Below are 17,599 nucleotides of genomic sequence, written 5' to 3' on the forward strand. Positions count from 1 at the left end.
ATGCAACCGCAAATGATGCGCAATGTGGCGTTGGTTTTGGCGAAATCCCTGCCACTTTGCATGCGTATCTTTGATACCCCCCATTCCACCTTTTTCATGCTTCGTCGCCTCATCTTCGCCGCCATCGCGATTCCCTCCCTGCTGTCCGCCGCTGAACGCGGCCAGGATGCCTACAATCAGCGCATCCTGCCCCTGCTGCAAAAATTCTGCTATGACTGCCATGGCGACGGCACAGACAAAGGCGACTTCGCGCTGGATGAGTACCCGGAGTACTCCAAGCTCATCGGCGACAAGGTGCTGTGGGATCATGCGAGGCAGCAGCTGGTGACGCATGTGATGCCGCCGGAGAAGAAGGACAAGCCTTCACTGCCGGAGCGCGATGAGATCGTGGCGTGGATCGACAACACGGTGTTCTGGTTTGACCCGCAGAAGATCGATCCCGGCCACATCACCTACCGCCGCCTGAACCGCACGGAGTACAACAACACGATCCGGGATCTGCTGCTGGTGGACATGAAGCCTGCAAACGATTTCCCGCCGGACGACACGGGCTATGGCTTTGACAACATTGGCGACGTGCTGAGCATCTCGCCGATGCTGATGGAGAAGTACATCCGCGCGGCCAATGCGGTGGCGGTGAAGGCGCTGGACACCTCTGATGTGCCGCGGCTGGACATGGAGCTGGGCGCAAAGAAATTCTGGAACCAGAAGGGCGAAACGAAGGAGTGGGAGGGCGTGAGGTGGTTTCACAGCAACGCGGATGCGGCCACGAAATTCACCGCGCCTGCGTATGGCAACTACCTGCTGAAATTCCACCTCTCTGCGACGCAGGCCGGGCCGGATGCGGCGAAGGTGGCGCTGCGGGTGGATGACAAGGAACTGGGCACTTTTGATGTGACGGCTCCTTACCACGGCGACAAAGGTCCATGGCAGACGATCAAGCAGGTGGTCCCGCTGAAAAGTGGTGAGCACAAGATCGTGGTGCGGTTTTTGAATGATTTTGCTGATCCGCAGAATCCTGATCCTGACAAACGCGACCGGAACCTGGCGCTGGACAAGATCGAGGTGGAAGGGCCTGACGGGCTGCTGCCGCCGCGTGGCACCCGGCTTGTGCAATGGCTGCTGGATGGCAAGCCTGCGGGTCTGCCCGCCATCAACCTCAGCGGTGAGGATTTTGAAAACGGCCAGGGTAATGCATCCCGGGACACGGGCACCATCCAACTGCCCTCGAATGGCTACGTGAAGCATCACCTGGATCTCGCCATGACTGGAAAGTACCGCCTCATCATCAAAGCGGGCGCGCAGCAGGCGGGTGGGGAGCCGGCGAAATTTGATGTGCGCATCGGCGGGAAAAATGCGGGGTCGTTTTCCATCACGGCCAAGGACCAGACGCCGCAGGTTTTCAAAACGGAAGTCGAGCTGCCGGCGGGCAAGCATGAGATCCAAGTGTGGTTTCTGAATGATTACTACGACGAAAAAAAGCATGAAGACCGCAACTTCTGGCTGCATCAGCTCACCGTGGAAGGAGCGCTCGGACAGCCGGGAGGCATCGCTGTCGCGGACGTGCATGGCCTGGTGGACAAGCTGGGGCAGCGCCTCTTCCGCCGCCCGATGCGTGATGCTGAAAAGGCCAAGTGGCATGGCATCGCGGATCTTGGGCTGAAAGAAAACCTGCCGCCGCTGGAGGCCATGAGCTATGTGCTGCGGGGCATGCTGATGTCTCCGGGATTTCTGTATCGGGGATCTCCCACGCCGACCGGAGCGGTGCAAAACGGTGTCGCACTGATCGATGAGTACAGCCTTGCCTCACGGCTTTCGTATTTCCTGTGGTCCGCGCCGCCGGATGACAAGCTGCTGCAACTGGCGGCGAAAGGCGAACTGCGCAAAAATTTGGCTGCGGAAGTGAAGCGGATGATTGGTGACTACCGTGCGTGGAGCCTGACGGAGGACTTTGCGGGCCAGTGGCTGCAGCTGCGTGACATGGACATCGTGAATGTGGACGAGAAACGCTTCCCGGAGTGGAAGGGTGGAATAGGCTACGCGATGAAGAAGGAATCGCAGACGTTCTTCGACAACATTTTGCGAAACAACCTCAGCGTGATCGAATTTCTGAACGCCGACTACACTTTCCTCAATGAGAAGCTGGCGCAATACTATGGCATCCAGGGCGTGAAGGGTGACAAATTCCAGAAGGTGTCCCTGCAAGGCACTCCGCGTGGCGGCATCCTGACGCAGGGGAGCATCCTGACGCTGACCTCCACGCCAACGCGCACATCTCCAGTGAAGCGTGGCAAGTATCTGCTGGAAAACATTCTGGGAACTCCGCCACCGCCTGCGCCTGGCGGGGTGGCACCGCTGGATGAGAGGAAGCAGCAGTTTGGCAAGCTGACGCTGCGGCAGCAGTTTTCCGAGCACCGCAGCAATGCCGCCTGCGCCGGATGCCACGCTTTCCTGGACCCGATGGGATTTGCCTTTGAAAACTACGACGCCATCGGCCGCTGGCGCGACGAGGAGAAGAAGCAGCCGATCGATGCCTCCGGGTCGCTCGTGCGCGGGCAGACCTTTGCAAACCTGGCCGAACTGCGCAGCATCCTGGTGCGTGACATGAGTGATCAGTTTGTGAAAAACGTGGCGGACAATCTTCTCATCTATGCGCTGGGGCGCGGGCTGGAATACTCCGACAAGCCCACGACGGAGGAGATCCTGCGCAAAGCCAAGGCATCCGGCAACAAGATGCAGGACCTGATCCTGGCGGTGTGTGAGAGCGTGCCGTTTCAGAAGATGCGGGCGGCTCCTTAGAGACTCTTCCATTTGAAGACGACGGTGCAGATTCGCCGAGAGGATGGCCAGACTTTTGATCTGCCGCTAGATCAACTCACCGCCGACTCCAAGCGACGCATCGAAGAATACCGTGCGGCGAAAAGAAACGGTGTGGTGAAGTGATCCTGAGCCCACTGGTTCAATGATCGGACCAGATCATTTTTCTTTGAGCGGCCTCGTGGCGACGTTTACTGGGAGACATGCATTCCATCCTCATCATCGGCTGCGGCAGCATCGGCGAACGCCACCTGCGCTGCTTTCAAAAGACTGGCCGCTGTGAGGTCAGCGTGTGTGATGCGAATGCGAAGCTGCTGGGAGAGGTGAGCGAGCGCTATGGAGTGCCAGCGTATGGCAGCCTGGCGGAAGCGGTGCAGGCGCGGCGCTTTGATGCGTGGGTGATCTGCACGCCTGCACACACACATCTGGCGATTGCACGTGAAGGATCGGCGCAGGGTGCGGCGCTGCTGATCGAGAAGCCGCTGTCTGTGACACTGGACGGGCTGGAGGAAACGCGTGAGGCCCTTGCCCAAAGCGGTCGGTTTGTGGCGGTGGCGTATGTGTACCACTGCTTCCCATGGGTTGTGACGGCGCGTGAGTTTTTGCAGAGTGGTGCGCTGGGGAAACCGCTGCATGCGAGCGTGGTGGCGGGGCAGCATTTTCCCACGTTCAGGCCGGCGTATCGCGACATCTATTATGCACGGCATGAGACGGGTGGCGGGGCGATCCAGGATGCGCTGACGCACATCGTGAACGCCATGGAGTGGATGATCGGGCCGATGACGCGGGTCTTTTGTGACGCAGCGCATCAGCAACTGGAAGGCGTGAGCGTGGAGGACACGGTGAATGTGACGGCGCGTCATGGCGATGTGCTGGCGAGCTATGCGATGACGCAGTTTCAGGTGGCGAATGAGGCGGTGTTTGAAATCCACTGCGAAGGCGGCAGCCTCAAAATTGAATCTCATGCGCAGCGCTGGGGCAGCATGAAGCGTGGTGAGACTTCATGGACGTGGAACACCACCGCGCCGCTGGAACGCGATGATCTGTTCATCGCCCAGGCGAACGCTTTTCTCAATGGCATGGAGGGCAAGGCCTGCGCGCTGAGCACCTTTGAAGAGGCGGTGCAAACGCTGCGCTTTAACCGTGCCGCGCTCGATTCTGCCGCGACCGGCCTGCCCATCACGATTTCATGAACGACGGACGCAAAGAACTCCGCCTGGCGATGCTGGGCATGATTGAAGGAAACGGGCATCCATATTCGTGGAGCGCGATCGTGAATGGATTTGATCCGGCTGCGATGGCGCAGTGCCCCTACCCCGCCATTTTGAGCTACCTGGGCAAGCAACGCGTGGAGGAGGCACGCATCCCCGGGGCGAGGGTGACGCATCTGTGGACGGATGATCCGGCGGATGCGCCGAAGGTCGCTGCGGCGAGCTTGATTCCGAACGTGGTTTCGAAGCCGGAGGATGTGATCGGCCAGGTGGATGCGGTGATCATTTCGACGGATGATGGGGATGATCACATTCGCCGCGTGAAGCCGTTCATCGAAGCGGGGCTGCCGGTGTTTGTGGACAAGCCGATGGCGACGAACATCGCAGACCTGCGGCAGTTTGTGCAGTGGCACGAGGCGGGTGCGGTCATTCTTTCCACGAGCGGCATGCGCTATGCGCCGGAGATGAGGCTGAGCGATGAGCAGCGCAAGCAACTGGGCGATCTGCGCTGGATCACGAGCTTCACCTGCAAGACGTGGGAGCGCTATGGCATCCATGCGCTGGAGGCGGTGGAGCCGCTGCTGGGGCCGGGTTTTCTGACGGTGCAGGCGCTGAGTGATGCCGGAGGTGATGTGATGCACCTGACGCATCGCAGCGGCGTGCGCGTGACGATTGGCGCGCTGCATGATGCGTATGGCAGCTTTGGTGCGGTGCATCTCTATGGCACGCAGGGGCAGATGCCGCTGCGACTCACGGATACTTACAACGCTTTCCGCGGGCAGCTGGTGGCGTTCATCGAAATGCTGCAAACGGGCGCGCGTCCCCTGCCCTTTGACGAAACCGTGGAACTGATGGCGGTCATCATTGCTGGACGGCGCAGCCGCGAGCAGAGTGGGGCGGTCGTTCACATCTCAGACATCCTTTCCGAAACACATTCATGAAACTCCGCCCCTCCCGCATCCTTCGCGAAATTCGCGCCGGTCAAAACAGCACGGTCATCAAACTGAACATGGGTGATCCCCGCATCGTGGAGCTGGCGGGACTTGCCGGAGCGAGTGCGGTGTGGCTGTGCAACGAGCATGTGCCGAACAGCTGGCTCAATCTGGAGCATCAGGTGCGCGCGGCGAAGCTCTACGATATGGACACCATCGTGCGAGTGAACAAGGGCGGCTACAGCGAGTACGTGAAGCCTTTTGAGTGCGATGCCACGGGCATCATGGTGCCGCATGTGACGAGTGCTGATGAGGCACGCAACGTGGTGGACATGGTGCGCTGCCGACCGCTGGGCAGCAAGGCGCTGGATGCCGGCAACATGGACGGGTTGTTTTGCCAGGTGCCGCTGGCGGAGTACGCGCAGCACTGCAACACGGAGAAGTTTGTCATTCTGCAAATCGAAAGCCCCGAGGCGCTGGAGGTGGTGGAGGAGATCGCGGCGGTGCCGGGTTTTGACATGCTGCTGTTTGGCGCGGGAGATTTTAGTCATCGCATCGGCAAGCTGGGGCAGGCCACGCATCCAGAAGTGGTGGCTGCGCGCAAAAGAGTCGCGGCTGCGGCGCTGAAATACGGGAAGTATCCTGCTGTGGCTTCGCTCTATGGGCAGAAGGAGGAGGTGATGGCGGAAGGAACGCGGGTCTTCACGCTGGGTGCGGATGTGCTGGAACTGGGCAACGCATTCAAGAAGCTGGTGGGTGATTTTGGCGGGGCGGGCTCCGCGACGGGCAGTGATTCAATTTACCAATCCAAGTAAGCGCCATGTCCAACGATCTCTTTTCTCTTCAAGGCAAAACGATTCTTCTCACCGGAGGTGCGGGACTTTATGGCCGTGGGCTGGCGGCCATGCTGGCCCAGACGGGGGCGACGCTGATCCTGGCCTCGCGTGATGTGGCGAAGCTGCAGGTGGTGGCGGAGGAGGAGACGGCGAAGGGCAACCGCGTGTTTGCGGAATCGCTGGATCAGGGGGATGAAGGTTCTGTGGTGGCACTGCATGAGCGCGTGACGGCGCAGCATGGTCCGCTGCATGGACTGGTGAACAACGCGGTGCTGCGGCCGATGAAGGGGGCGAATGGCGCGGCGGAGCAGTTTGCGGAATCCATGCGCGTGAATGCCACGGGTGTGATGCTGATGCATCGTCACTTTGGCAAGACGATGGCCGAGGCGGGACGCGGCAGCATCGTGAACATCGGGAGCATTCAGGGGATGATCGGCCCGAGCTACGAGCTCTACACCGGCACGAACATGGGGGACATGCCGCCGGATTATTTCTTTCACAAGGGAGGCATGGAGAACCTGACGCGCTTCTACGCGGCGTACTACGGACCGCAGGGAGTGCGCGTGAACAACCTGGCTCCGGGGGGCTTTTTCAATAACCAGCCTGAGCCGTTTTTGCAGAGGTACTGCGAGCATACCATGCTGGGACGCATGGCGGATGAGACGGATCTGGGTGGCGCGGTGATCTTTCTGCTGAGTGATGCGTCGAGGTACATCACGGGGGTGAACCTGCCGGTGGATGGCGGGTATACGGCGAAGTAGTTTTCAGCGGACCGTTTGGGCGGGCGCTGAAGGGCGGAAGCTTTAGGAAAGGGGGTAAGCGGTTGGGATTGCAGGTGGCGCTGGGACGAAGAATTCTACGGACGCGCACAGCGCGTCCCTACCAGCCTTGGAGCTGCGGCACGAAGTGTGGTGCGCGGATTTGATGTGATGGCGCGGGGCTTCCGGAACGAGCTGAAGCTCGGTATTACTTTAGGTCTGCTGCGGGGATGCGGAAGAATTTGTCGGTGCGGGACTTCTGCTTGTCTTCGCCGCCGAGGCAGTAGATGAAGCTGTCGAGTTTTATGAGGCCGACCATGGCGGCGTAGGGCAATGGTTTGGCTTTGGTGTAGGTGTTGGACTTTACGTCGTAGATGAAAGCATCGGCGGTGAAATCAGTGGTGTAGCCACCGGCGAGGTAGATGTGCTGATCGTCGAGCGTGATGGCGGTGAGGCCGCGATTGGGTACTGCGAGGGGCTGCAGTTCGCGCCACGAGTTTTTTGCGGGTGAGAATGCGTAGGCTTCGGACGAATTGAGCGGAGCATTTGAGGCAGCGTCGTAGTTCATCCCGCCGAAGATGAAGAGTTCGGGGCCCACCACTGCGGAGGCGGCGACGGCGAAGGGTTTGCCGGGGTAGTCGGCTAATTTGGAAACGATAAAGCCCCCCGAACGGCTGACAGACGAGCGACCCACTTCGGCTGCCCTGATGCCAGCGCTCCAATTTTCTTTTCCCCACTGAAACGAATAAGTGGCTCGTGTCAGGCCCGCCAGATTCGCAGGGTCATTGGTCCCACCTGAGACAACAAGCACATCTCCAATCGCGCCACCCGCTGCCAACACCAGAGATAGGGGCTGGTCTAAATCCCAATGCAGTTCGATTGGATCGCTGCTGCTTCCCATGGCGAATCTTCCTGACGGCTCGGCACCCTCAAAGCCGCCGAGAAACGCAAATCTGTCGCCGCCGTCAAAAACCGGCGCGTAGGCCAGCGGTGTCTCCAGATCTCTGGTGCTGCTCCACTTCTGTGTGGAGGGATCAAACACCCGCACTGCTTTGAGCCAGTTCTTTTTTCCGCCCTCCCAGTTGGTGCCGCCGACGATCACGATTTTTTTGTTATCAACCCCGAGCATGAAGCCGCCGTTTGGCGCGGGGAGCGGGGGGAGCCGCTGCCAGTCGGCGGCGTGTGCAGTGCATGCGAGGAATGCCACCACGCTAAACAGTCGTTTTGTCATCGGGATCGGTTGCGCGTGCATAGTGGTCGGTGTGGGGTGATTTCCAGTCGGGACGAAGGCGGACGTCGCCTTTGCCGGCGAGTTCGCCGGGCTGGCTTGTGGGCGTGGCGTCTGCTGCCCTGCGCATCTCCCACCAGCACTGGCCGCAGTGGTTGTGCTCGTGGTCGATGACGAAGCCGGCCTTCTTCATCAGGGGGCCGATCCAGCCCATGCAGTGGTCGCAGTAGTCGGTGTACTGGTTCAGGCCATTGCGGAGCAGAAAGCCCTTGGAGGGGCACTCGTGCATGTCGATGCGGAAGACGTCGTCGGTGACGGTGCGCTCGTAAACCGCGCCTTCGTCCGCGAGCGTGGGGCCCCAGTATTCCTTCATGCCCTCGAAGCCTTTGGCTTCGATGAGATTTGAGGCGTGGAGCTGGGAGTCCTGATGGATGGCCTCGTCCCAGTAGGCGCGCACGAGGTCATGGCCGCCCTGCGCACGGAGCCATTCGAAGGTCCACTCGTAGTGCCCGCAGAAATCGTAACAACCGATCATGATGCTGGGGCGATGTCCTCCAGGTTTTGCGGAGCGGCTTCCGCTGTTCGTTTGGTGAAGCGCTGGGTGCAGGTGCCGTTGCCACCGCAGATGCGAACGGTCAGGCCGGCAGGCTCTGCGATGGCCTCGTTCACATAAAAGCAATGCTGGCAGAAATTGGGGACGATGGTGCGGCCATGATCGCGCAGGTGATGGATGGCGGGGCAGCGTTTGACTTCGAGGCGGACTTCATCAGCAGATTCGATGACCTCGACCTCGACCTCGGCCCCTGGCTCTGCCTTGAAAAAGGCGCGCCAGTAATCTGCCACGCCGCGCATCCCCTGCTCTGCCCACTTCAGTGACACGGGGCGGTAGTAGCTGGTGCCGATATCGCGCCAGTATTTTTTCAAAGCCTCTTCACCGTGATGCCGCTGAATGAAGCGAAAGGTGGCATTGATGGCGAAATAGAAATCCGCGTGGCCCACCGGCTTGGTGTCGGTGTAGGGCAGCGGTGAAGGCGTCTCGGCGTCTGACATGAGGGTAGACTGGCAGGCTTCATCCATACGATGAGACTCTTCCAGTTTCTTGTTTAATCGGCTGGTTCTAAAAACAAACCAGCAAACAATAGTCTCGCAAATCGTTGAATCCACGATCATCGCTTTCTCATGACGCACTTCTCCTGGCTCGATTATACCATCTTTGGCGGCTACCTCGCGGCATCAGTCGGCGTTGGTTTGTTCTCGGCACGCGGGTCCAAATCATTGGGGGACTACTTCCTGGCCGGGCGCGGGATGAACAGCATCCTGGTGGCGATGTCGATTCTGGCAGCGTTGTTTTCTGGCATCAGCTATCTTGCGGGTCCGGCGGATGTGTACAAGAACGGCTTTGCGTTTGCCTACATCGTGCTGGCGTTCTTCATCGCCACGCCCTTCACGGCGATTTACATGCTGCCGAAGTTTTATCAGTCGCGGTTCTTCACCGCATATCAGTTTCTTGAAGAGCGGTTTTCACTGTCCGTGCGGCTTCTTGCCTCCGGATTGTTCATCTTCCGTGTCGCGCTGTGGCTGGCGGCGGCCACGTATGCCCCGGCACTGGCACTGGAAAAAGTCACTGGCATGCCGCTGTGGATCACGATCCTTGCGACGGGCACGCTGACCACACTTTACACCGCGCTCGGTGGCATGCGCGCGGTCATCTGGACGGATGTGATGCAGCTGATCGTGCTCTTCGGCGGGCAGATGATCATTGTGTTTGTGGCGATTGGCAAAATCCCCGGCGGTCTCGGTGGGGTGTGGGACACGGCGATGGCGGATGGGCGCATGGATCTGAGCCTTTCCTTCAGCCTGTCTGAGCGCGTGAACATCTGGGCGGTGCTGCTGGCTGGTGCCTTCCTGCATCTGGTGCAGATGGCCACGGACCAGGTCTCCGTGCAGCGCTACCTGACCGCTGGCAGCCTGCAGGAGGCGAAGCGATCGCTGTGGATCAAGCTCTGGCTCATCCTGCCGGTGCTTGTGCTGTTTTACGGCACGGGGCTGGTGCTCTACGCTTTTTACAAGACGCATGGAGATCCCATGGCTGCAGGCCTGATTGCCAAAGAGGATCAAATCCTGCCCTACTTCGTGGTTACGCAGCTTCCAGCCGGATTGCCCGGACTGCTCATTGCGGCGATCTACGCGGCCAGCATGTCCACGATTTCTGCGGGACTCAATTCCCTGGCGTCCGCGACGGTGGTCGATTTCAAGCAGCGCCTCTCCACGGCCCCGGTCGGCACCCAAGCGCAGCAGGTTGGCAATGCGCGGTGGATCACCGTGGCTTACGGCATCATCGTCGTGGGGCTGGCCTTTGCGGTGTCATTCATGCCTGGAAATCTGGTGGAGTCGGTCAACACGGTGATCGGATTGATTGGCGGGCCGTTGCTGGGGCTGTTCTTTCTGGGCATGTTCACGCAGCGGACCACCACGCGCGGAGCACTGCTCGGCTGCCTGGCCGGATTCGTGACCCTGCTGGGAATCTTCATGTATCAAAACGGCGCCTTCACGGCGGTGAAGCCGGCGACGCTTGTGTCATTCATCTGGTTCAGCCTGCTGGGCACGATCATCACGATGACCGTGGGCCTGCTTACCTCCGGCCAATCTGCCCCGTCGTCAGGCCGCCATCAATGATGATGGTCTCGCCGGTGATGTAGCTGGCGGCGCTGGAGCAAAGAAAGACAGCGGCGCCTGCCACATCTTCCGGTGTGCCCAGGCGCTGCAGGAGGATTTTCTTCTCATAGTGCTGCACCATGCCGCAATCGCTGGAATGATGAAGGCCCGCGGTGAGGGGCGTCTTGATCAGACCTGGGGCTACGCCATTCACGCGGATGCCATGATCCGCGAGGGACACGGCGAGAGATTTTGTGAGCATCACGAGCGCGCCTTTGCTGGCATCATACGCAGCGGAATCCAACTCGGCCTGAAAGCCATTGGTGGAGGAGGTGATGACGATGCTGCCGCCGCGTTTCTCCGCCACGAGGCGACGAGCAAAAGCCTGTGCGGCGAAAAACGCCGAGGCCATGTTGAGATTCACGGTTTTGTCCCAGCGCTCGCGCGTCATTTCCAAAAAGGGCACATCGAAAAAGCTGCCAGCATTGCAGATGAGGGTGTCGAGTCCGGGCTCGGCTTCAAAGGCATGCTGCACCAACTGCGCGGGAGCCTCCGGGGGGGACAGATCGCATGAGAGATAGGAGGCCCACGCTGGGAAATCCACGGGACGTGCGGTGAGCCCATGGCACACCACGCGCGCCCCGGCCTCATGGAGGCCGTTTGCCATCGCGTATCCAATGCCCTGGGATGACCCTGTCACCAATGCGGCCCGACCTTCAAGAGAGAATGCTTTGATCATGAAATGTTACAAAATAAAATGAGAGTTTTTCAGAGCCCGAGCGCCTGTCGTGCGCTCTCGCGTATGGTCTTCGCATCCTGGTGGGCGGTTTTCATCTCCTGGGTCGTGGCCTCATTTCCAGGATAACGAACGCGTACTCCATAGTCACTGATTCGTGCTGCGGCAGGCACCAGCGCCGCCCACAACGGTTCAAGTGGCAGGGCAAGCCGGATCAAGTCGTCAACCTGATGAGTTTTTGGAATATGCGCGGTGGCTTCTTCCAGCCGTGCTTTCATATATTTCTCAGCGGCTTGCTGAAAATGGAAACAGGCATGATCATTCACCGGCACCTTGCGGCGACGAGTCAGGGAAACAGCCAGCAGCCAGTCTGATTCCGCTTTTTTGATCCGCTCACGCGTGGCTGCCTTCATACATGATTTTTCCCTTTTCGGTCACATCCAGAATAAAAGATTCGCGGTCGGCGATCCGTCTCTGTAGCTTATCACCCGGCTCCACAAGAATATCCACGGGGAATCCAGCCGGCACCTTCATGCGCATGCGAGAGCCAAGATCACGCTTGCAACGGCTCCTTGGCATCACCACCATCACATCCACATCGGAGTCTTCTGTTGGCTGGCCATAAGCGCAGGAACCAAACAGAATGATCTTCTGTGGCTTGAACGCAGCCGCTACGCTGTCGCAATAGCGCTGGATGTTGCTCATGGAAATCATGCGCCGGAGGATAGCGGAGACTGCCAACTGGTCAATATACCGATCTCTTTCCGAGAGAATGATGTTTTTTTCGCTGCGCAGGCGTCCGTCAGACGGACATTTCCACCCACGAGCCGCCGAGGAAATCGCGGATATTCGTGTGCGCAATGCGCTCCACCATTTCTGTTCCGCCGGCTGTCAGAGCCTCCACCTCTGCCTTGTAGGTGCTGATGAGGCGGACGATCTGGCCATTGATCTCTGCTGCGTAGCTGTAAAAGGGTGAATCGCTGCCCCACATGAACTTTTTCGGGTAGGCCGCCGCGAGATCGGCAATGACGCGAGCAGGATTGGTGTAGTCGGAGTCGAAGCGCCGGGCCTTGGGGGCGATGTAGGGCAGATCCTGCACCGCGCCGACGCAGTGGATGCAGTGGGCGGAGTTGTCGAACCAGGTGTTGGGAAGCGCCTGCACGCGGTCAAGGCACTCTTTGTCATAGCGGCAGGAGTGGGCGAGGCAGAAGCGCACGCCTGGATTTTCCTCGGCGATGTCGAGGATGTCGTGCGCCTGCGCCCAGAGATCGCTCTCGGCGACGCTGGAGTGGATCAAGAATGGCACGTCCCATTCTGCTGCGAGTTCCACGAAGACTTTGCCGCGATCCCGCAGGTGCTTGATGTCGGACTGAAGGATGGTGGTCTGCATCTTGATGCCGTAGAAGCGATATTCGCCGCGCAGCTTGCGCAGTTCCACGGCTTGCGCGGCGGTGTTGCGCATGGGATCGGCCATGACGAAGGGCAGCATGCGTTTGCCTTCTTCGGGAAAGAGCTCGTAGCATTCCTTCATGAGGCGGCGGTTTTCAAAGGCGTAGGGGATGTCCTGCAGGCGGCCTTTTTCGTCCTTGATCTCGTTTTGCATGAAGACGGTGACGTCCAGCGCGAGATGGCTGACGAAGGGGAAGACGATCCAGCGATCCACGCCGAGGGCGCGGCCTTCATCGTGCATGGCCACGAGGTGCTGGGCGTAGGGGAAATCGCCGTGGAGGTAGAACAGAAGGTCTGAGCCGACGTGGTTGTGGCAGTCAATGATCATGGGGGGGATTAGGCTTTGAGTTGGGAATACACACGCAGAGAATGCCATTTCATGGATTCACCTGCATCCACTTCACAGACTCCATACCCGAAGCAAGCTCGCGCACATGCACTTCCCAGGTTCCAGGAGTTTCGTTTCTGGCAAGATCCAGCCGCAGGATCAGCTCACCATTTTCCACGACATGGTAACCGTCAAATTCGGCAGGTGCTCCATCCGCATCACGAATACTGACAGCTACAGGAATAGCCGCAGGCATGGGCTTGCCACCAGAAGTCGTGAGCATGACGCGCACCTCGGCCACATTCCCACAAGTCGCGGTCTCTGGCACCTCAAGCTGCATTTCGAGCAGGGGCGAAGGCGTGAGCAGCAGCACACGACCCTCGGAGGGGCCGAGTTTCAACGGGATGATGAGTCCGTTGTCTTCGCGTTTCGGCAGCAGGAAAGTGGCATGCGTGAGGTCATAGACGTTCACTTTTTCCTGACCAAGATTCAAACTGGCAGCAAGAGGCATCCCGGACTCCCGCACCAGACCATGCTGGCCGACGTAGGAGCCGGACTGCCGGCGGTCATTGATGACAAACAGACAGGTCGCCTCTCCACTCATGCTGGCGTGAAGAATGACATCGGGACTGTCACAACTCAGCTTCGGCTGCCAGCCCAGGTCTTTGCACAGTTGCGTGATTCTCTCCGGCAAGGGCAAAGGATGAGAGGGTTGAGAGGGCTGGTCTACGGGTGAAGCGTCTGCCACGGGACCAGGTGCTTCGGAAACGCGCGCAACAGCGCTGGCCGCCACTTGTTCCGACCAAGACGCATTGGCTTTGAGCGCCGGGCAAAGGTTCTCGTCAGCCACCACTTTCCCACCCATTTCCTGCCACTTTCTCACCTTTTCGACCACGCTGACCGGCAGCACATCGCAATCGGGCATGATCAAAATTTGACGGCCATCCAGACCGCCCTGGCCAAGACTTTCTTCATAGACAATGTCTGTTTGGATGTGGGCACGCTGCAACGCCTGCCACACCTCCAGCGTCCTTGATGAACCACCACGATACAATCCACGACCAGCCATCACCTGTGAAGTGAAGCTCTCCAGCAGAGCCACGGGTGAACGCCACGGATGACGTCTGGCGAGCATGGGGCCAAGCGGAAACAGGAGCCGTTTCGCGACATCACCAAAGGCCGTATAACTCAGCGGATGTGTGGCACTGAATGCGCTGCGTTGCTGCGCGTTCCCAGCGCGCAAAGCGAACCAGTCAGAAAGCACGAGACCCTTCACTGGTCTCGACAGCATCATCCAGAGATTTTCTCTTAGAATGGCCGGAGCCATGGTGATCCGCTGCATCGGCGAGACGCGATCCTGCTGCAGGATGTATTCCGATGTGCCTTCTGCACCGAAGGGAGCCACCAGTCCACGCTCCCAGCCAAGCGGCAGGATGCCAAAGACACCCATCTCACGACCATGCGCAGCACTCATGGCGAACTGCTGGTCCATGCAAAGCCCTGCCATGAGCGGATCACGCGAGTCCATGCTCTGATCTCCGATGTTCATGACCTCGGTGAAGGCACCCGCCTTTGAAGGCTGATGCACCGAGGGATGGTGCATGATCCAGGTGTCAGAGCGATCCTGCTTGCGCCTCTCGTAGGCTCGATGCCAGGCCCCATTCACAGATTTCCAGCCGCTTCCCTCAGACCAAAACCAACGATAGTATTTGAGAATCGGATGGTCGTCCGGAATCATGCGGTCCTTGGGAAATCCTGGCAGCTTTTGCCAGTTCACCGCATCTCCCTGAATCTCGACGGGTATTTCCTGACTGCTGAATTTGCGGTAGGCGTCTGCCTCCGGCACGCTGAATCCAGGGTGAGCCTTGCTGAGAGAGGACGACCCCAGCAAGACCCCGGTCCAAGAATTGGAGTTTCTATAGTAAAGTGTGAACATATTCCCACACGCCGCCATAAAATTGGCCGCATCGGGATGGGCGGCATTGATCTCATTTGGAGAATACTCTTTTCCATCACGCCCCACTTTGCGGAATCCCCGGCTCAGCATTGACGGGGCATAATCAAGAGCCGCCACAGAGCGAAGCCCCGAGAGAAGACCTGTTTCGAGTTTTGGCCGCACAACCAGGGGCCGAGCTTTGTTGGCGGTGCCCAAATAGGGCGCATCATCGCTGCTGATGCCCGCCCAATGGGTGCAGGCCAGCGGCTGCAACTGGGGCAGATCAGCCTGCCCAGCGCCATCCATGACCACCGGCAGCATCTGCCTGCGTCTGCCAATGATTTGATACTCCTGAGAACGGCTGACGCGGTTGAGGCCCTTGCCCATGACCACTTCCAAAGTGTAGGTTCCAGGCTTGTGCGAAGTGTCTGGTCCGAACTCATTCACATTGGAAGCACCAGGAGCCAGGTCTGGAAAAATGAACGTTTGAGCCACACCATCGGCAATGAACGTCATGCTGGCTCCGCTCAAGGACTGAGTGCGCAAATTTGTGCAGGTGATCTTCATCGGCGAGGGGCGATCCATTCGTTCCCAAGCATGAGAGAGGCTGTTGATTTCCAGCGCAAAAGCAGCAAACCCACGAACGCCAGAACATAAGCGCACCTCGTCGATGAGGCCTGGGAAAACTGCCGTCCCAGAGAGAGTGCTGCCAAAGCAGAGCGGCTGTCCGCCAGGCTGCAATGCGCCGCACCGCTCTTCAAAAACCTCTCCCAAAAGCTGGGAATCGGCGAAGAAAGCAACCCTGCCAGCTCCGTCATAGGTGAAGGCCAGGTGCTTCCAGTCGTCGCCAGGCAGCAGTGCGGGTGCGGAAATAAACTCTTTAACAAACGAACCAAAACCAAGCCTGACCACCATCTGCCGCAAACCACGCTCATTCGCCGGGCTCAGGCTCCAGCTAAAGTCCTCCGTCCCCGCTCCTTGCTTGTCCAAAAGACAGGCCATTTGCTGCGGCTGTGCATTGATGGAAGGCTTCACCCACATTTCAGCAGAGAAGGCTCCCAGCGGCGAGTGGTGTGGCAGAGCCACAGCCACCTTGGCGAGGGCAGCACACTTGAGGCCACCGCCGAAACGCCCATCCGGCACCAGATTGCCGCTGTTCAGCACCAGTTGCGCTCCTCGACCGGAGGCGTCTGTGAGCGGCATCTCGTCAAACTTCCAGCAGCCCAGAACATGCGGCCCGGTGGCATCCTGATTGGCATAGCTCTCCTCCCAAGGATCCTGCAGTGGCGGAGCCCCCTGTGCGCTGAGACAGACCCCGATGAGGGCCAGAAGATACAGCATGGCAAAGCGGGAACTCATGAGACTCAAGGCATGCAAAGCTGTCACTGGGCGCCCAGATTGCGTCGTCCATTTGCAGGCAGATCCTCCACCTGCTGATGGCGGATGTAACGACGCAGGACGGGCGGCAGTCCGGCGGGCAGATCAGACGATGCGCCGATGCAAGGCGAAGCCGAAGCAAGGGTGAAATCCTGATCCTGCAATGACACAAAGCCTGGATCAGTTCCTTGTTCCGAGGCCGCCAGTGTTTCGATTTTCCCAGTAAACTCGTCCACACTGGGCACCCAGCCCTGCGTGATCCAGTTCCTGCCGAGTTTTAGCAGTCCCAGCTTGCACATGAGCGACAGGTTTTTCCCTTTTGAAGTGACATGCAGGATGTTTCCAAAGCACTCCACCGTCTCCTCTTCTGATGACAAGCGGAACAGGGCGACTGACCGCGAACGCGTGGATATGACCGTGTTGTGGTAGAAATACAGCACCCCTTTGCGATACCCCGCTGTCTTGCCACTGTCGCCACCATAATGAACAAGCTGGTTGTTCCCATCCCCCTCACGCTCAATGATCACATTCCCATAGACATGGGTTTGGCGATAGGCTGGTGAAGCGTTGAGCGCGGCGTTTCCTGTGGCATCCACCAGATCAAGCTGCCGGTTGCCCCCCTCGATCCAGTTATATGACACCACCAGGCCAGCGGAGCGGTCTTTGAGGTTGTTACCGGCACAGCCTTCCCGCAGAGGGCCGAAGTGATTCCCTTCAAACACGATTCCATTGCACTCCGTATAAGCGTTGTGCTCGGTAATGCTGCCGGGATTACCGTTGTCGTAAATGTGGCAGCGTTCCACACGCACATTTTTTGACTGCGGACTGACCATGAGGCCATTGCTGCTGTCATGAAGAGCGAGGTTTCGGAGCACCAGATGCTCAACGAGCTCCACATTCACACTCGCCGCATCTTTGGCATAGGCAGTGACACCACGCCGGCCTTTGAAGGTGAACGGAGCCCTGCCGCCTCTGATGTCCAGATTTTCCAATACAATGTACCCGGGAACGGATTTCCCCGAAGTGTTTGATCCCCCGATCTTCACAACTCCGCGCTCCTGGCCCCAGTAATTCAACTGTGCACGCGTCGTTGCATCCTGGCCGTCGATCACCGGCAGCTGTCCCTCGGGACCGGGCACGCCGCTGATCGTGATCGGCTTCGTTTCGGTGCCGCGGCAACTTAAAACCCACTTCTCTTTGTACGGTTGCGGCCGCCAGTGAATATGCACCGTATCCCCGGGCACCAAGGCCTCCCAACGCACTGATCCAATGTCGCTGCATGCTTGATTTGGACCGACTTCATAGACCGCCGCCTCCAAAACATTTGCCGACAACA

The 17,599-nt window shown here is 59.0% G+C and carries 15 protein-coding genes; 6 read left to right on the top strand and 9 right to left on the bottom strand.

Annotated features, from left to right (window positions below):
• Positions 1-96 precede the first annotated feature (96 nt).
• From AC24GY_RS26535 to AC24GY_RS26555, 5 genes are all read left to right on the top strand, one after another.
• A complete protein-coding gene (locus AC24GY_RS26535; protein WP_487689202.1) occupies positions 97-2,799 on the top strand; it encodes a DUF1592 domain-containing protein in 2,703 nt (900 codons plus the stop codon).
• Between the two features lie 221 nt (positions 2,800-3,020).
• On the top strand, positions 3,021-4,010 hold the full coding sequence (locus AC24GY_RS26540) for a Gfo/Idh/MocA family protein (RefSeq protein WP_487689204.1): 990 nt from the start codon (positions 3,021-3,023) through the stop codon (positions 4,008-4,010).
• Entirely contained in the window at positions 4,007-4,969 is a 963-nt protein-coding gene (locus AC24GY_RS26545) for a Gfo/Idh/MocA family protein (protein WP_487689206.1), read from the top strand. The genes AC24GY_RS26540 and AC24GY_RS26545 overlap by 4 nt, the downstream gene beginning before the upstream one ends.
• Complete coding sequence (locus AC24GY_RS26550; RefSeq protein WP_487689208.1) at positions 4,966-5,775, top strand: HpcH/HpaI aldolase family protein; 810 nt, start codon at positions 4,966-4,968, stop codon at positions 5,773-5,775. Before AC24GY_RS26545 ends, AC24GY_RS26550 begins: the two co-directional genes overlap by 4 nt.
• 5 nt (positions 5,776-5,780) lie before the next feature.
• Positions 5,781-6,557 carry an SDR family oxidoreductase gene (locus AC24GY_RS26555; protein WP_487689210.1) on the top strand — a complete coding sequence of 259 codons (777 nt, stop codon included), beginning with the start codon at positions 5,781-5,783 and terminating at the stop codon, positions 6,555-6,557.
• Between the two features lie 205 nt (positions 6,558-6,762).
• Here AC24GY_RS26555 and AC24GY_RS26560 read toward each other — a convergent pair whose 3' ends face one another.
• From AC24GY_RS26560 to AC24GY_RS26570, 3 genes are read right to left on the bottom strand one after another with little or no spacing between them, the layout of a single operon-like run.
• Positions 6,763-7,785, bottom strand: coding sequence for a Kelch repeat-containing protein (locus AC24GY_RS26560; protein WP_487689212.1), 1,023 nt, complete (start codon positions 7,783-7,785; stop codon positions 6,763-6,765).
• The gene (locus AC24GY_RS26565) at positions 7,766-8,317 is read right to left on the bottom strand and encodes a hypothetical protein (RefSeq protein ID WP_487689214.1); all 552 of its coding nucleotides are present in this window, start codon (positions 8,315-8,317) and stop codon (positions 7,766-7,768) included. Before AC24GY_RS26565 ends, AC24GY_RS26560 begins: the two co-directional genes overlap by 20 nt.
• Entirely contained in the window at positions 8,314-8,832 is a 519-nt protein-coding gene (locus AC24GY_RS26570; protein ID WP_487689216.1) for a hypothetical protein, read from the bottom strand. Before AC24GY_RS26570 ends, AC24GY_RS26565 begins: the two co-directional genes overlap by 4 nt.
• 129 nt (positions 8,833-8,961) lie before the next feature.
• Between AC24GY_RS26570 and AC24GY_RS26575 the strand changes: the two genes are divergently transcribed.
• Positions 8,962-10,458, top strand: a complete 1,497-nt coding sequence (locus AC24GY_RS26575; protein WP_487689218.1) for a sodium:solute symporter family transporter — start codon at positions 8,962-8,964, stop codon at positions 10,456-10,458.
• Here AC24GY_RS26575 and AC24GY_RS26580 read toward each other — a convergent pair.
• From AC24GY_RS26580 to AC24GY_RS26605, 6 genes are all read right to left on the bottom strand, one after another.
• Complete coding sequence (locus AC24GY_RS26580) at positions 10,415-11,176, bottom strand: SDR family NAD(P)-dependent oxidoreductase (RefSeq protein ID WP_487689220.1); 762 nt, start codon at positions 11,174-11,176, stop codon at positions 10,415-10,417. The two genes, AC24GY_RS26575 and AC24GY_RS26580, sit on opposite strands and share 44 nt — an antisense overlap.
• A gap of 29 nt (positions 11,177-11,205) precedes the next feature.
• A complete protein-coding gene (locus AC24GY_RS26585; protein WP_487689222.1) occupies positions 11,206-11,586 on the bottom strand; it encodes a HEPN domain-containing protein in 381 nt (126 codons plus the stop codon).
• Positions 11,567-11,878, bottom strand: coding sequence for a nucleotidyltransferase domain-containing protein (locus AC24GY_RS26590; protein ID WP_422316622.1), 312 nt, complete (start codon positions 11,876-11,878; stop codon positions 11,567-11,569). Before AC24GY_RS26590 ends, AC24GY_RS26585 begins: the two co-directional genes overlap by 20 nt.
• A 97-nt stretch (positions 11,879-11,975) precedes the next feature.
• Complete coding sequence (locus AC24GY_RS26595; RefSeq protein ID WP_487689224.1) at positions 11,976-12,950, bottom strand: amidohydrolase family protein; 975 nt, start codon at positions 12,948-12,950, stop codon at positions 11,976-11,978.
• Positions 12,951-12,999: 49 nt separating this feature from the next.
• Positions 13,000-16,245 carry a LamG-like jellyroll fold domain-containing protein gene (locus AC24GY_RS26600; protein ID WP_487689226.1) on the bottom strand — a complete coding sequence of 1,082 codons (3,246 nt, stop codon included), beginning with the start codon at positions 16,243-16,245 and terminating at the stop codon, positions 13,000-13,002.
• A 23-nt stretch (positions 16,246-16,268) separates the two neighbouring features.
• Complete coding sequence (locus tag AC24GY_RS26605; RefSeq protein WP_487689228.1) at positions 16,269-17,402, bottom strand: right-handed parallel beta-helix repeat-containing protein; 1,134 nt, start codon at positions 17,400-17,402, stop codon at positions 16,269-16,271.
• Between the last annotated feature and the right edge of the window lie 197 nt (positions 17,403-17,599).

The organism is Prosthecobacter sp. Pr1 (assembly GCF_057652315.1).

Coding starts and splice junctions, on each gene's coding strand:
- AC24GY_RS26535 (WP_487689202.1), top strand. CDS start 97: ATGCTTCGTCGCCTCATCTTCGCCGCCATCGCGATTCCCTCCCTGCTG.
- AC24GY_RS26540 (WP_487689204.1), top strand. CDS start 3,021: ATGCATTCCATCCTCATCATCGGCTGCGGCAGCATCGGCGAACGCCAC.
- AC24GY_RS26545 (WP_487689206.1), top strand. CDS start 4,007: ATGAACGACGGACGCAAAGAACTCCGCCTGGCGATGCTGGGCATGATT.
- AC24GY_RS26550 (WP_487689208.1), top strand. CDS start 4,966: ATGAAACTCCGCCCCTCCCGCATCCTTCGCGAAATTCGCGCCGGTCAA.
- AC24GY_RS26555 (WP_487689210.1), top strand. CDS start 5,781: ATGTCCAACGATCTCTTTTCTCTTCAAGGCAAAACGATTCTTCTCACC.
- AC24GY_RS26560 (WP_487689212.1), bottom strand. CDS start 7,785: ATGACAAAACGACTGTTTAGCGTGGTGGCATTCCTCGCATGCACTGCA.
- AC24GY_RS26565 (WP_487689214.1), bottom strand. CDS start 8,317: ATGATCGGTTGTTACGATTTCTGCGGGCACTACGAGTGGACCTTCGAA.
- AC24GY_RS26570 (WP_487689216.1), bottom strand. CDS start 8,832: ATGTCAGACGCCGAGACGCCTTCACCGCTGCCCTACACCGACACCAAG.
- AC24GY_RS26575 (WP_487689218.1), top strand. CDS start 8,962: ATGACGCACTTCTCCTGGCTCGATTATACCATCTTTGGCGGCTACCTC.
- AC24GY_RS26580 (WP_487689220.1), bottom strand. CDS start 11,176: ATGATCAAAGCATTCTCTCTTGAAGGTCGGGCCGCATTGGTGACAGGG.
- AC24GY_RS26585 (WP_487689222.1), bottom strand. CDS start 11,586: ATGAAGGCAGCCACGCGTGAGCGGATCAAAAAAGCGGAATCAGACTGG.
- AC24GY_RS26590 (WP_422316622.1), bottom strand. CDS start 11,878: ATGAGCAACATCCAGCGCTATTGCGACAGCGTAGCGGCTGCGTTCAAG.
- AC24GY_RS26595 (WP_487689224.1), bottom strand. CDS start 12,950: ATGATCATTGACTGCCACAACCACGTCGGCTCAGACCTTCTGTTCTAC.
- AC24GY_RS26600 (WP_487689226.1), bottom strand. CDS start 16,245: ATGAGTTCCCGCTTTGCCATGCTGTATCTTCTGGCCCTCATCGGGGTC.